This window comes from Amycolatopsis sp. cmx-4-61 (genome assembly GCF_046548775.1).
In the GTDB taxonomy this organism is placed as follows: Bacteria; Actinomycetota; Actinomycetes; order Mycobacteriales; family Pseudonocardiaceae; genus Amycolatopsis.
In genome coordinates, this window is record NZ_JAEBEI010000001.1 from 749,110 (window position 1) to 763,029 (window position 13,920).

14 protein-coding genes are annotated in these 13,920 nt (G+C 69.3%); 6 read left to right on the forward strand and 8 right to left on the reverse strand.

What is annotated here, in order from left to right; genetic code table 11:
• Positions 1-75 precede the first annotated feature (75 nt).
• The 4 genes from ACLJOU_RS03655 to ACLJOU_RS03670 all read left to right on the forward strand — a co-directional run bounded on the left by ACLJOU_RS03655 (position 76) and on the right by ACLJOU_RS03670 (position 3,114).
• Positions 76-738 carry an SCP2 sterol-binding domain-containing protein gene (locus ACLJOU_RS03655; protein ID WP_410564701.1) on the forward strand — a complete coding sequence of 221 codons (663 nt, stop codon included), beginning with the start codon at positions 76-78 and terminating at the stop codon, positions 736-738.
• A 61-nt stretch (positions 739-799) separates the two neighbouring features.
• Positions 800-1,351 carry an SCP2 sterol-binding domain-containing protein gene (locus ACLJOU_RS03660; RefSeq protein ID WP_410563071.1) on the forward strand — a complete coding sequence of 184 codons (552 nt, stop codon included), beginning with the start codon at positions 800-802 and terminating at the stop codon, positions 1,349-1,351.
• 6 nt (positions 1,352-1,357) lie between these two features.
• Entirely contained in the window at positions 1,358-1,861 is a 504-nt protein-coding gene (locus tag ACLJOU_RS03665) for a SitI3 family protein (protein WP_410563073.1), read from the forward strand.
• Between the two features lie 53 nt (positions 1,862-1,914).
• A complete protein-coding gene (locus ACLJOU_RS03670) occupies positions 1,915-3,114 on the forward strand; it encodes a YDG/SRA domain-containing protein (RefSeq protein ID WP_410563076.1) in 1,200 nt (399 codons plus the stop codon).
• Here ACLJOU_RS03670 and ACLJOU_RS03675 read toward each other — a convergent pair.
• The gene (locus ACLJOU_RS03675; protein WP_410563078.1) at positions 3,101-3,568 is read right to left on the reverse strand and encodes an FxsA family protein; all 468 of its coding nucleotides are present in this window, start codon (positions 3,566-3,568) and stop codon (positions 3,101-3,103) included. The two genes, ACLJOU_RS03670 and ACLJOU_RS03675, sit on opposite strands and share 14 nt — an antisense overlap.
• A 41-nt stretch (positions 3,569-3,609) precedes the next feature.
• On the reverse strand, positions 3,610-4,161 hold the full coding sequence (locus tag ACLJOU_RS03680) for a TetR/AcrR family transcriptional regulator (protein ID WP_410563079.1): 552 nt from the start codon (positions 4,159-4,161) through the stop codon (positions 3,610-3,612).
• An 81-nt stretch (positions 4,162-4,242) separates the two neighbouring features.
• On the opposite strand from ACLJOU_RS03680, the gene ACLJOU_RS03685 reads away from it, so the two are divergent.
• Positions 4,243-5,139 carry a quinone oxidoreductase family protein gene (locus ACLJOU_RS03685; protein ID WP_410563081.1) on the forward strand — a complete coding sequence of 299 codons (897 nt, stop codon included), beginning with the start codon at positions 4,243-4,245 and terminating at the stop codon, positions 5,137-5,139.
• Here ACLJOU_RS03685 and ACLJOU_RS03690 read toward each other — a convergent pair.
• The 5 genes from ACLJOU_RS03690 to pdhA all read right to left on the reverse strand — a co-directional run bounded on the left by ACLJOU_RS03690 (position 5,136) and on the right by pdhA (position 11,457).
• Complete coding sequence (locus tag ACLJOU_RS03690; RefSeq protein ID WP_410563083.1) at positions 5,136-7,082, reverse strand: ABC transporter ATP-binding protein; 1,947 nt, start codon at positions 7,080-7,082, stop codon at positions 5,136-5,138. The genes ACLJOU_RS03685 and ACLJOU_RS03690 overlap by 4 nt on opposite strands.
• A gap of 20 nt (positions 7,083-7,102) precedes the next feature.
• Positions 7,103-7,687, reverse strand: coding sequence for a TetR/AcrR family transcriptional regulator (locus ACLJOU_RS03695; RefSeq protein WP_410564703.1), 585 nt, complete (start codon positions 7,685-7,687; stop codon positions 7,103-7,105).
• A gap of 146 nt (positions 7,688-7,833) precedes the next feature.
• Positions 7,834-9,243, reverse strand: a complete 1,410-nt coding sequence (locus tag ACLJOU_RS03700) for a dihydrolipoamide acetyltransferase family protein (RefSeq protein WP_410563086.1) — start codon at positions 9,241-9,243, stop codon at positions 7,834-7,836.
• A 16-nt stretch (positions 9,244-9,259) separates the two neighbouring features.
• Positions 9,260-10,252: an alpha-ketoacid dehydrogenase subunit beta gene (locus ACLJOU_RS03705; protein WP_410563088.1), complete on the reverse strand. Its 993-nt coding sequence runs from the start codon at positions 10,250-10,252 to the stop codon at positions 9,260-9,262.
• Positions 10,252-11,457: a pyruvate dehydrogenase (acetyl-transferring) E1 component subunit alpha gene (gene pdhA / locus ACLJOU_RS03710; RefSeq protein WP_410563091.1), complete on the reverse strand. Its 1,206-nt coding sequence runs from the start codon at positions 11,455-11,457 to the stop codon at positions 10,252-10,254. The genes ACLJOU_RS03705 and pdhA overlap by 1 nt, the downstream gene beginning before the upstream one ends.
• Before the next feature lie 416 nt (positions 11,458-11,873).
• On the opposite strand from pdhA, the gene ACLJOU_RS03715 reads away from it, so the two are divergent.
• A complete protein-coding gene (locus tag ACLJOU_RS03715; RefSeq protein WP_410563093.1) occupies positions 11,874-13,292 on the forward strand; it encodes a M20/M25/M40 family metallo-hydrolase in 1,419 nt (472 codons plus the stop codon).
• Positions 13,293-13,301: 9 nt separating this feature from the next.
• On the opposite strand, the gene ACLJOU_RS03720 is transcribed toward ACLJOU_RS03715, so the two are convergent.
• The gene (locus ACLJOU_RS03720; RefSeq protein WP_410563094.1) at positions 13,302-13,874 is read right to left on the reverse strand and encodes a TetR family transcriptional regulator; all 573 of its coding nucleotides are present in this window, start codon (positions 13,872-13,874) and stop codon (positions 13,302-13,304) included.
• Between the last annotated feature and the right edge of the window lie 46 nt (positions 13,875-13,920).

Consider the following 13,920-nt stretch of genomic DNA (forward strand, 5'->3'; position numbering starts at 1 on the left):
GGGTGATTTCGGCACGCTTGCCCGCCTACCTACTGGCGGGTAGCCTTACGCATGAGTAACCGGAGAGGGGTGACCATGGCCGAAAACGCCGGGATGACCAGCGCCGATCGGATCGCGGACCTCCGCGGAGCGGCGCTGCTCGACGCATTGGAGCGGCTCGACCCGCTGGGCTCGGAAGCCCACGCCCTCGACGTAAATGCCCTCGCGGAGGCCCTCGACCCCGCCGAGCTCCGCAAGGACGACTTCCGCCGCCTGCTGAACGCCCTCCTGCGGCTGACCGCGCAGGCCCCGGCGTTCGACCTGAGCAAGGTGGAGCCGGCCCGGTTCGCGTCCCTGGTGGCCTCGGCGTCGCGCGCGCAGCTGGAGAGCGTGGTGGCGGACCGCCCGCTGCGCGAGTGCGTGCTGGACGAGATCTTCGCCCGCATGGGCGCGCACATCAGGCCGGACCGAGCCCGCGACCTGCAGGCGGTGGTCCACTGGCGCTTGTCGGGCGGCGCCGGCGAAGGCGGCTACGACCGCTACGAGACGGCGATCTCGCACGGGGCGTGCACGGTGAGCCGCGAGATGCACTCGTCGGCGCGAGTCACCATCACGATCGCTCCCGTCGACTTCTTCCGGCTCATCACGCACCAGGCAACCCCGGCGGTGTTGTTCGTGACGGGCCGGATCAAGGTCAAGGGCGACCTGGCCTTCGCGGCGGGTCTGATCGGGTACTTCGACCTCCCCCACCCCGTATAGTCCGCCCGTGTCCCGGAAGGCCAGATGGCGCCGCCCCCGCACCCTTCGCGGCGGTCACGTGGTGAACGCGTTCGCGGAAAAGCTGGTCCTCGACCGCCTGACGCCCGCGCAGTTCGTCCAGGTGCTGGAAACCCTGCACATGCTGGGTTCGGCCGGAGCGGGCATCGAGCTGAGCTCCCTGTCGACGGACGTCCTGGTGGACGTGGTCCGCCGAGCGTCCCGCGACCAGCTGAAGGCGATCGCCGACCACCCGGAGCTGCGCCCGGTGTTCCTGGACGAGATATTCCGTCGAATGTCAGACCATTTCTCCCCGGCGCGCGCCCGCCACGTGGACTGCGTCGTTTCTTGGCGGTTTTCGGAAGGCTCAGGCGAAGACGGCTACGACCGTTTCCAGACGGTGATCGAGGACGGGATGTGCGTGTCATCGCCCGACCTGACCCGAACCCCGGACACAACGATCACCCTGTCCGTGGACGACTTCATCAGGATGGCGACGGGTAACGCCGCGGCGGCAGCGATGTTCGTGACGGGCCGGGTGAAGGTAAAGGGCGAGTACGCCCCGGCGGTGCGGTTCACCAGCTACTTCGACATCCCCAAGCCGTCGGTGGACTAGTTTCGAATGGCCATCTCTTACGACCTGGAAATAGCGACATCGTCGTCGCTGGAGCAAGTCGCACGCGCATTGCTCGACGTCGCCCGTCCGCTGGAGCTTTTCGAAGACTCGGTCACGCCTGAGCAGGTAGTACGTGACGGAGCGGCGACCGCACTTCGCACGTGGGTTCGAGTTTATGAACGCAGCTCGGCGCCTTGGTCACCACTGGTCACGGACTTCGGAATCACCCCGACGGTGGCCATCGGCTTCAGCATCTACAAGCACGACCGCATCCCCGAACAACAGGACGACCTGGTTCGGCTGTCCGCCGGCCTGTTGGCCGGAATCGCCGGCGACGCGATGCTTTCGGGCCTGGACACGATCTGGCTCATGCGCCGCGGCGATCAGTTGATCGTGAACGAGCGGGACGACATCTGGTCCGAGCACCGCCTCGCCGCGCTGCCCCAGCCCTACCGACACGAGGTCCTTGCGTTCTCCGAAGGCGCGTCCCCTGCTCCAACCGTGGACTAGCTGTTCCAGCCCGGTGACACCAAACTGTCGGTGTCCACCTTTAGTGTGGATCCATGAGTCTGACCGACGTCCACCAGGAGCACGTCCTCAAAGCCATCGAGGAGTTTGACGTCCTCGGCCGTGAGGCCTTTCTGGGCAGGTATGGGTCCGCAGCGGCGTCGCGGTATGTCGTCGTGTACCGCGGCGAGGTGTACGACTCAGACGCCTTGGCTAATTCGGCTCACGGATTTGCGCTGGCGCATTCGCCCCGACCGCCCGCACTCACCGACGTAAGCCGCGATGTCGCGGCGTATCTGGCCGAACTCGGCTTCTTCTTCCGTGAAGCTCTGGGTAAGCCGGCGAGCAATGCGCGTGTCTACGGCGAAGTCGCTGGATGTCCGGAAGGCACCACATTCGCGAGTCGGGCCGAGGTGGCGGCGAGTGGCGTGCACCGCGCCCTGCAAGCTGGCATCACCGGAACCCGTGCGCGGGGTGCTGAGTCGATCGTGTCGTCAGGCGGCTATGAAGACGATGATGACCGCGGGGATGAACTGATCTACACCGGTCACGGAGGGCGGAACAACAGCGGTCGGCAGAACGCCGACCAAACGTTCGCAGATTCCGGTAACGCTGCCCTTTTGACGAGCAGGGAGATCGGTGCGCTAGTCCGAGTGGTGCGCGGCGCGGACACCAAGTCTCCCCACGCGCCCAATCAGGGTTACCGCTACGACGGTCTGTTTCGGGTCGAGGACGCCGCGCTGGTGCCCGGCCAAGGCGACTACCTCGTGTGCCGGTTCCAATTGATCAAGGCCAGTAGTGCTGTTGATGTGAACTTCCCCGTCGGTGACTACTTGCTATCGTCGGAACCCAGTCATTCCGCAGGCAACGCCCAACCTGGGCGCAAGGCCGTCACAACGCAACGCATAGTCCGTTCCACGAAGGTCGCCGAGGACATCAAGAAGGCTTACGACCACACGTGTCAACTCTGCGGCACCAGGTTGTCCCTCGGGGATGGCCAGGGCTATTCAGAAGGCGCGCACATCCAGGCTCTCGGTGGCTTGCACCGCGGCCCTGACCTCACGTCCAACGTGCTCTGCCTTTGCCCCAACTGCCACGTGCAGTTCGACCGCGGGGCGGTGGTGATTGCGGCGGACCGCACCGTGCTGCGTGAGGGTGTTCCAGCCGGCAAGTTGCGCGAACGTCCGGGGCATGGGATCGAAGAGGAATACCTGGCGTACCACCGGGATTTGCATTCCCGGGTCAGCCTTCGATGATTCGACCCTCGATGACCGTCGGGGGGTCGCGCCGCGGTTCCTCCGGGGACACCACCTCGCTGTCCACCACCATCGCCGGCCCTCGGCGGCGGTTGGCGAACCGGACCGCCCTCTTCTCCATTCGCTTCAGCCACCACCGCCGGGCCACCGCGCGGGATGGCGGGAGGATCAGCAGCAGCCCGAGCACGTCGCTGATGAACCCGGGCACCAGGATCAGCACCCCGCCCAACCCGACCAGCATGCCGTCGGTGAGCTCCTTCTCCGCCGGCCTCCCCGATCGGGCCGCCGAGGTGAACGCCCGCATCGCCTTGCCGCCCTCGCGGCGGGCCAGCCAGGACCCGAGGAACGCGCCGGCCAGCAGGAGGCCCAGCGTGCCGAGGACGCCGACAGCCGAGCCCACCGCCCAGATCGCGGCGATCTCGGCGAAGACGTAAAGCAGGAACGCGACAGCCATACCCCGACAACGAACGGCCTGTCCGTTTTGCTCCCGGCCGCTCAGCGCAGCAACGTGGCCACCATCGACCGCAGGCCCGCGGCCATCCGGTCGGTCTCGCCCGTCTCCAGGAACCGCCGCATCAAGTCGCTGTGCAACGATCCCAGCAGCAAGTGGGCCGTCAGGTCGGCATCCAGAGAAGAGGACGCCGCAGCGATCAGGCCCGACACGTGCGCGTGCCACGCCACGTACACCGGGCTGCTCAGCCGGTCCGCCGACGCCTGCTCGAACGCCGCCATCACCTTGACGTTCTTCGAAGCCAGCTCCACCACCGCGTCGAAAAACGCTGCCAAGCGCGAAGCGGGGGGTGCGGCCGGGCCGAGCGGGGGCGGGCCCGACGAAATCGCCGTGGTCAACGACTGGACGCGGGACTCCACCAGCGCCCGCATCAGGCCTTCGCGGTTGCCGAAGCGGTGGAACACCGTTCCCTTGCCCACGCCGGCCGCGGCGGCGACTCGGTCCATCGACACCTCGGCCAGGTCGTGGGCCGCCAGCAGTTCCTCGGCCGCGTGGAGGATCGCGCGGCGGTTGCGGGCCGCGTCGGCGCGTTCCATGGGGACTCCCTCGACAAGTTGACCGTCGGTCCATATAGTAGGCGACCGTAAGTTGACCGCTGGTCCAGTTAGGGGTGGCAGATGCGCGCGGTGGTGCAACACGGCACGGGTGGCCCGGATGTGCTCCAGGTCGAAGACCGGCCCGAACCGACGCGGGAACCGGGGGAAGTGCTGGTCCGGACCGAGGCGATCGCGGTGCCGTTCTACGAGACGCAGCTGCGGTCCGGTCTGATCCCGGCCGGGCCGCCGTCGATCTTCGGGCACGAGGCCGCCGGCATCGTCCTCGAGGCCGACGATCCGAACCTGCGTGGCCGGAGAGTCGTCACCATGTCCTACACCGGGGGCGCGTACGCCGAGGTCGTCGCCGCGAGCCAGTACACCCTCGTGCCCGGCGACCTCACGCCCGAGGTGGCCGTCGCCGCCGCCGTTCCGGCCTCGGTTGCGCTCACCCTGATGACCGCGGCGGACGTCAAAGAAGGCGAGACCGTGCTGGTCGAAGCCGCGTCCGGGGCCATCGGCGGCTATCTCGCCCGGCTGGCCGAACGAAAGGGCGCCCGAGTCGTGACGACCGCGGGCAAGGGCAAAGCCGACATCGACCACAACGACCCCGACTGGCGGCAGAAGGTGCCCGAAGGTATCGACGTGGTCTTCGAGTCCATCGGCGGTCCGCGCGCCGCCGAACTCACCCCGAAACTCGCGCCTTTCGGGCGGATCCTCGCCTACGGCATGCTCAGCGGGGACTTCCCGGCCTTCCCCGTCGCCGGTCTTCTCGCGCGCGGCCTCACCCTGATCGGCTTCGGCGGGCCGGACGCCTACGGGAAGCGGATCGCGGCCGTCCGCGCCGAGGCGCTCGGCCTCGTCGCGGACGGCACGCTGACCCCCGTGCTCGACCGGACCTACCCCCTCGCGGACGTCGCCGCCGCGCACGCGCGCGTCGAGAGCCGCGAAGGTGTCGGCAAGGTCGTGCTCGTCCCTTAGCTCGGCAACTCGTCGAGGTACGCCTGCGCCTGCAACGTGAACAACTCCGCGTACCCCGCCTTCGCCGCCATCAGCTCCTCGTGCGTGCCGTACTCCGCGACCTTCCCGCGGTCCAGCAGCAGGATCCGCTCCGCCTGCCGCACGGTCGAGAACCGGTGCGAGATGTACAGCGTCGTGCGGCCCTCGGACAACGAACGCAGGCGCGAGAACAGGTCGTGCTCGGCCTGCGCGTCCAAGGAAGACGTCGGCTCGTCGAGGATCAGGATCGGCGCCTCCCGCTGGAACGCCCGTGCCAGCGCGATCTTCTGCCACTCGCCGCCGGACAGCGAAACGCCCTGGTCGAACCACCGTCCCAGCGGGCTGTCGTAGCCGGACGGCAGCCGCTCGATGCGCTCGTCCGCGCCCGCCCGGTGGGCCGAGTCCTCGATGTGCGGGCGGTCTTCCAGCCGGGTCAGGTCACCCAGGCCGATGTTCTCCGCCGCCGTTCCCTGGTACGTGACGTAGTCCTGGAACATCGCGCTGATCCGCGTGCGCAGCTCGTCCGGGTCGTACTCGCGGATGTCGACGCCGTCGAGCAGGATGCGGCCGGCCGTCGGGTCGTACAGCCGGCAGAGGAGCTTGAACAGCGTCGACTTGCCCGCGCCGTTGCGGCCCACCACCGCGACCGTCTCGCCCGGGCGGATCTCGAAGCTGACGTCCTCCAGCGCCGGCTCCTCCGAACCCGGGTACGCGAACGTCACGGAGTCGAACTCGATGTGACCCTCCACTGTGGACGGGAACGGCCGGGGTGCCGGTGGGGCCGTGATCTCCGGCTCGGTGTCCAGGAACCGGTAGAGCGTGTCGAGGTACAGGTTGTTCTCGTACATCCCCGAAAACGCCGTGAACAGCCCGGACACCGACGTCTGCACGGACGTCGCCGCGGCCGTGTACAGCGCCAGGTCACCCAGGGTGAGCCGCCCGCCGACCGCCTCCAGCGCGATGTACAGCGCGATCGCCGAGCCCGCGAACGTGCTCAGCAGCCCCCAGGCCGTCGAGCTGACGTTGCGGTTGATCGTCAGCTTCCGCTGCCGCTCGTACGACACCACGCCGAGCCGGCGGAACCGGTCGACGAAGTACGGGCCGAGCCCGAACAGCTTCGTCTCCTTGGCGTAGGTGTCCGTGGTGACCAGCGACGACAGGTAGTCCATCCGCCGCTTGATCGGCGACATCAGGAACGTCAGCCAGAACGCGCGCGAGCCGTACTTGGACTGCGAGATGAACGCCGGGATCGGCGCCACCAGCGCGACCAGCGCCAGCAGGGGGCTGATCGAGACGAGCAGCGCGATCATGCTGCCGAACGTGATCAGCGTCCGCACGAGCCCCAGCGCGGAGTTCATCATCGACAGCGGCCGCGTCGGCGCCTCCTGCGCGGCCTGGCGCAGCATGTCGTAGGACGCCGAACCCTCGAAGTACGCGAGGTGCAGTTCGCTCGCGTGGGCCATCACCTGGTGGCGGATGGTCAGCGTCATGCGTTCCTGCAGCAGCGACTGCGCGATCGACGTCAGCGCGCTGCTGATCGCGGTCGCGGCGAGCACGCCGAACTGGAACAGTGCGACGTTCACGATGTCGCCGGTGGTGCCCTTGTGCTGGATCGCCGCGACGACGGAGTCCAGCAGCAGCTTCGCGATGTACGCGGTCACGGTCGGCAGCAGGCCGGACAGCAGCGTGATCAGCGCCAGGAGGATCGTCAGGACCGGGCTGGCCTGCCACGTCAGCTTGACGACCTTGGGCAGGCCGCGGACCGTGCCCGCCACGGAGGTCTTCGCGCCCCCCAGCCGGGAGCGCAGGTCTTTCGGCTGGTCGTCCTGCGTCGGTTCGGGAATGTCGACGGGCCCGGTGAGCCCGCTCTCCGGCACCGTGACGGCGTGCCGCCGTCTTCCGCGCCGAGCCAGCATGAACTCCATGCCGCCCCCACCGCCCGGGATCACTGAGCCTCCACCGCGCCGTGCAGGAAGACGTCGACCACCTGGCGCGTGGTGGCGGCGTTGTCGTCCGGCGCCATCCGCCGGCCGCCGAACAGCAGGGTGAGGAACAGCGCGGCCAGCTGCTCCGGGGCCAGCCGCAGCCGGTCCTTCTCGGGTTCGAACAATTCGGTGATCGCGCCGCGCATGGCGGCCATCGACTCGCTGCGGCCGCCCTTCATCGTGCGGTTCTTCAGGCGCTGCTCGGGGTCGCGCTGCTTGTGCCTGCCGGACGCGTGCAGCGCGCCCATCAGCGCACCCATCCGCTCGAAGTGCGCACCGAGTGCTTCGGCGGCCTCGACGAGCCGATCCGCGAGGGGCTGCTCGATGGGGATTTCGGCGATCGCGTCGAGGACGTGGTCGGGGCGCAGCACCTCGGCGGTGCAGGCGTCGATCAGCTCGTCCTTGTCCTTGAACGCGCGGAAGATGGTGCCCTCGCCGATGCCGGCGGCGCGGGCGATCTGGCTGGTCGTGACGCCGGTGCCGTGCTCCATCAGGAGCGGCAGCACCGCGTGCACGATCATGGCGCGCCGGTCTTCGGCGCTCATGCTCGGCGCTCTGCGCCGGGTGTCGGGTGCTGGTGTCATGCCACCAGTGTGCGGAGTGAGTGCTCACTCCGTCAAACGAGTATGCCGAGGGCGAAACCGGCGAGGGCCGCCCCGGTTCTCCGGGGCGGCCCGCTACCTGGGGAAACTCAGTACGTCATGGCCATCGCCGGGTCGGCCAGGAGCGCGCCGACGTCGGCCAGGAACTCCGAGCCCTGCTGGCCGTCGACCACACGGTGGTCGAAGCTCAGCGACAGCTGGAGGACCTTGCGGACCTTGATCTCGCCGTCGACCACCCACGGCTGGTCCTTGATCGCGCCGAGGCACAGGATCGCGGACTCGCCCGGGTTGATGATCGGCGTGCCGGTGTCGACGCCGAACACGCCCACGTTGGTGATCGTGAACGTGCCGTTCGCCATGTCGGCCGGCGACGTCTTGCCCTCGCGGGCGACGTCGGTGAGGGTCGTCAGCGCCTGGGCCAGCTCCTTCAGCGACATCGAATCGGCGTCGCGGACCTTCGGCACGATCAGGCCCCGCGGCGTGGCCGCGGCGATCCCGAGGTGGACGTAGTCCTTGTAGACGATCTCCTGCGCCTGCTCGTCCCAGACCGCGTTGACGTCCGGCGTCCGCTTCGCCGCCAGGCACACGGCCTTCGCCGCGAACGTCAGCGGCGTGACCTTCACCCCGGCGAACTCACGCGACTTCTTGAGCTTCTCGCGGAACTCCATCATCGGCGTGACGTCGATGGTCAGGAACTCCGTGACGTGCGGAGCGGTGTACGCGCTCTGCACCATCGCGGCCGCGGTCATCTTCCGGACACCCTTGATCGGCACGCGCCGCTCGCGGGTGGCCGGGTCGTAGCCACTGTCCACAGGGGACGCGGCTGCGGCCGGGGCGGCCGGGCCGTTGGCCGCCCGCTCGACGTCTTCACGGGTGATGACGCCACCGTCCGCAGTGCCGGTCAAGGCGTGCAGGTCGACGCCGAGGTCCTTCGCCAGCTTCCGGACCGGCGGCTTCGCCAGCGGGACATACCCACCACGCGGCCTGACCGGTTCAGCCGCGGGCTGCGCGGTGGGCTGAGGCGAGCGCCCCAAGGCGGCCTTGGGTGCGTCAGACGCACCGAAGGCCGCCTTGGGTGCGTCAGACGCAACCAAGGCCACATTGGGGCTCTTGCGGGCGCGCCGCTGGGTGACCACGGCCTTCGAGCCGTACCCGACCAGCGGTTTCATCTCCTCTTCCGCCTCGGCGGGAGGGGGGACGGGGGCAGAAGCGGCAGCGGCAGCAGCGGCCGGAGCGGGCGCGGCCGCACCGCCGGGGTCGACGTCGATGGTGAGGATCGGCGTGCCGACCTCCACCGTCTGCCCCGGCTCGACGTGCAGTTCCGTGACGACCCCGGCCCACGGGATCGGCAGCTCGACGGCGGCCTTCGCGGTCTCGATCTCGACCACGATCTGGTTCACCGTCACGGTGTCGCCCGGCTTGACGTGCCAGGACAGGATGTCGGCTTCGGTCAGCCCCTCCGCCGTGTCGGCCAGGGGAAATTGTTTGTACGTGGGCATTGCGCGGAAATCCCCCTTACCAGGCGAGCGAGCGGTCGACGGCGTGCAGCACCCGGTCCAGGTCGGGGAGGTAGTGCTCCTCGAGCTTGGCCGGCGGGTACGGCGTGTCGAACCCGGTCACCCGGAGGACGGGCGCTTCCAGCGAGTAGAAGCACTCCTGCTGGACGCGCGCGGCGATCTCCGACGTCAGCGACGACTCCGACGGCGCCTCCGACAGCGCGATCAGCCGGCCGGTCTTGCGGACCGACTCGAACACGGGGCCGAGGTCCAGCGGCGAGAGCGTGCGCAGGTCGATGACCTCGAGGGACTTGCCTTCGTCCTCGGCCGCGGCGGCCGCGTCGAGGGCGACCTTCACCGAAGGCCCGTACGCGACGACCGTCGCCGTCGTGCCTTCGCGGACGACGTGGGACGAGAACACCTCCGACGGCGTCCCGGCGACGTCGATCTCCGCCCGCAGCGCACCCGAGTGGTACAGCCGCTTGGGCTCGAAGAACAGGACCGGGTCGTCGGACCTGACCGCCTGCTGGATGCCCCAGTAGGCGTCGACGGCGTTGGAGATCGAGACGACTTTCAGGCCCGGGATGTGCGCGAACAGCGACTCCGGCGACTCGGAGTGGTGCTCGACCGCGCCGATCCCGCCGCCGAACGGCACCCGGATCACGACCGGCATCTTGATCTTGCCCTGCGTCCGGTAGTGCAGCTTCGCCAGCTGCGAGGAGATCTGGTCGAAGCCGGGGAAGATGAAGCCCTCGAACTGGATCTCGCACACCGGCCGGAAGCCGCGCACGGCCAGGCCGACCGCGGTGCCGATGATGCCCGACTCCGCCAGCGGCGTGTCCAGCACGCGCTGCTCGCCGAAGTCCTTCTGCAGCCCGTCGGTGATCCGGAAGACGCCGCCGAGCTTGCCGACGTCCTCTCCCATGATCAGGACCTTCGGGTCTTCTTCCATCGCGCGGCGCAGGCCGAGGTTGAGAGCCTTGCCGATGGTGAGTTTCTGGAGGTCCGACATCAGTGCTCACCCGCCGAAACGAAGCCGTCGAGGTAGGACAGGAACTCTTCGCGCTGCGCGTCCAGCACCGGGTTGCCCTCGGCGTAGACGTTGCTGAAGATCCGCTCCGGCGGTGGCTCCGGCATGTTGAACGTGTATTCGCGCAGGTCCGCCGCGAACGCGTCGGCCTCGGCCTGGACGCTGTCGAAGAAGGCCTGGTCGGCGCCGCCGCCGCGGGCCAGGTACGCGCGGACGCGCTCGATCGGGTCCTTGAGCTTCCACTCCTCCAGCTCGTCGGAGAGCCGGTAGCGGGTGGGGTCGTCGGTCGTCGTGTGGGCGTCCATCCGGTAGGTGAACGCCTCGATCAGGACGGGTCCGTTGCCGTGCCGGCACTCGTCGAGCGCCCAGCGGGACACCGCGAGGCAGGCCAGGACGTCGTTGCCGTCGACGCGGATGCCGGGGAAGCCGTAGCCGCGGGCGCGCTGGTACAGCGGCAGGCGCGACTGGCGCTCGGTCGGCTCGGAGATCGCCCACTGGTTGTTCTGGCAGAAGAAGACGAGCGGCGCGTCGTAGACGGCGGCCCAGACGAATCCTTCGTGGACATCGCCCTGCGAAGTGGCGCCGTCACCGAAGTAGCAGATCGTCGCTTCGCCGTCGTCGTCCCCGACCTTGCCCTCGAACTTCTGGCCCATCGCGTAGCCGGCGGCGTTCAGCACCTGGTTGCCGATCACGATGGTGTACGGGTGGAAGCCGGTGGCCCGGTAGTCCCAGCCACTGTGGTCGGTGCACCGGAAGATGCCCAGCAGGTCCTTCATGTCGACCCCGCGCGCGTACGCGACGCCGTGTTCGCGGTAGCTGGGGAACGCCATGTCGTTCGCCTTGAGGGCGCGGCCGGAGCCGATCTGCGCGGCCTCCTGGCCGAGCAGCGGGACCCAGATGCCGAGCTGGCCCTGGCGCTGCATGGCGTTCGCCTCGCGGTCGGCCCGCCGGACGAGCACCATGTCGCGGTACAGGCCGCGGAGTGCTTCGGCGTCGATGTCGTCGACGTACTTGTCGAACTGGGGCGACGGAACCCGTTCGCCTTCGGGGGTGAGCAGCTGAGTCAGCTCAGCGCCACCTTCGCTCGTCGCTCGCAACCCGGCGATCACCTGCTCGGGGGACGGCTGGGCCGCGACGGCGGCCGGCCCGTCTCCCGGTTCCGGGTGCGTCCACTGTTCGGACGGCATGCGCAGTACTCCTCGTGTCGGTGCCTCTGGCGGCCGCTTGTGGCGACCACAGCGACTGCACCGGCGGGGACCAGCGCATCGGGTCCGAAGCGCTCGGTCACCGTCGGCGTTGACGGTTCACGCCGACATCCTGGCACGAAGGTCCGCGCTTTGGTCAGCCGCGGTTGCTCATTTGTTGCTGAGAAACCCGCCCTGAACAGGGAAAACGTTAGGACGCCCGAGCATCGGACCTACGAGAGTAGGGAATCGACCCGAGCGTTCACCAGGCGTGGTGCGGCCGGGTGATCACGTGATCACCCGTCTCCGGGGGACCGTTGTGATGTGCGGCACTGTCGGACCCTCGCTTTTCGGGGGTCGGGTGGCGGAGCCCCCGGTTCGAGGCAGAGCCCCGTCGGTCACAGTGGCACGATGGCGACGTGGAGCAGAAATCCGTACGTGAATCCGTTGTGACGTCGTGGACCGACGACGTCATCCCGAGCCTGTCCGGGCTGGTGGCGATCCCCGCCTTGTCCCCGGCCTTCGACGCCGAGTGGGCGAAGAGCGGGCACCTCGCCGCCGCCGTCGAGCACGTCCGCGAGTGGATCGCCGGGCGTGACCTGTCCGGCGCGGCCCTCGAGGTCGTGCAGCTCGAAGACCGGACCCCCGTCCTGCTCGTCGACGTCCCGGCGACCCCGGGCGCGGCGGACAGGGGCACCGTCCTGATGTACGGCCACCTCGACAAGCAGCCCCCGGTCGGCGGCTGGTCCGAGGGCCTCGGCCCGTGGACCCCGGTGATCCGCGACGGCCGGCTGTACGGCCGCGGGTCCGTCGACGACGGCTACTCCGGCTACGCGGCGACCACGGCGATCGAAGCCGTCCACGCGGCCGGCGGCGAGCACGCCCGCATCGTGCTGCTGCTGGAGACCGGCGAGGAGTCCGGCAGCCCCGACCTGCCCGCCTACGTCGAGCACCTGGCCGACCGCATCGGCGACGTCTCGCTGGTGGTCTGCCTCGACGCCGGCGGCAGCGACTACGAGCGGTTGTGGCTGGTCACGAGCCTGCGCGGGATGCTGCACCTCGACGTCACGGTGCAGCTGCTGGGCTCGGCGCAGCACTCCGGCGTCGCGAGTGGCGTCGTCGCGAGCTCGTTCCGGATCCTGCGGCGCCTGCTCGAACGCCTCGAGGACAGCGCGACCGGCGAACTGCTGCTCGACGAGCTCAAGGTCGACGTCCCGGCGGACCGGCTCGCGGAGCTCAAGGCCGTCTCGCAGGACTTCCCGGAGGCGCTGTCGAAGGCGTTCCCGCTGGTCGAAGGCGGGCGCGTGATGACGGAAGACGCGCTGGAGCTGATGCTCAACAACGCGTGGCGCCCGACGCTGTCGGTGATCGGCGCCGACGGCTTCCCGAAGCCCGCCGACGCCGGGAACGTCCTGCGCGAGAGCACCACGCTCACCCTGAGCTTCCGCCTCCCGCCGACGGCCGACGCCGAGAAGGCCCTCGAAGCCGTGAAGCGCGTCCTGACCACCGACGTCCCGTACGGCGCGAAGGTGACGCTCGGCGCGCCGCAGGCGGAGAACGGCTGGAACGCGCCGACCGAATCGCCGTGGCTGACGACGGCCCTGCGCACGGTCAGCGACGAGGTCTTCGGCCGGCCCCACCGCGCGACCGGCATGGGCGGCTCGATCCCGTTCATGGGCCTGCTCTCGCGCAAGTTCCCGGAGGCGCAGTTCCTGGTCACCGGCGCGTGCGGGGCCGACTCGAACATCCACGTGCCGGACGAGTGGCTGCACCTGGACTACGCGCAGCAGGTCACCGAGGCCGTGGCGCACATCCTGGACGCGCACGCCCGCGGCTGACAACCGCTTTCACGGGAAAGCGACGCCGCAGGCCTCGCGGAACGCCGAGGTGGCCGCGGCGAGGTACGCCGGGAAATCCTCGGCGCCGTCGTCGTCGATCCAGCGGTCGAAGGCGTCGCCGAGGATGTTCGCCGCGGCCTGCGCCGCGGGTTTCGCCAGCTCGGGATCTGTTCCCCGGCGCTCGAGGGCGTCCCGGATCGCGGCCGTGATCGCCGCGGCCTTGCTCCGCTCGCGTTCGCGGAGCTCGGCGCTCGAGGCGATCACGGCCCGGCGTTCCGGCGACGGATCGACGAGCCGCGTGACCTGCGTGCCGACCTCGACGAGCGCGCCGAGAGCCGTGCGAAGCGGCGTCTCCCCTTCTTCGGCCGCGAGAACGGCTTCGCCGACCGCCGGCGGTAGCTGTTCCGCGCCCGCGAAGAGGACTTCGCGCTTGTCGGGGAAGTAACGGAAGTACGAGCGCCGGGTGATCCCGGCGCGCTCGGCGATCTGCGTGATCGTCACGGCGTCGTAGCCGTGCTCGGCGTACAGCTCCAGCGCGGCTTTCCGCAGCCGGTCCGCGGTCCCGGGATCCCATCTGGCCACGGCTCACCCTAACCGACGTCTCAGTGTGTCATCACATGCTAGCCTC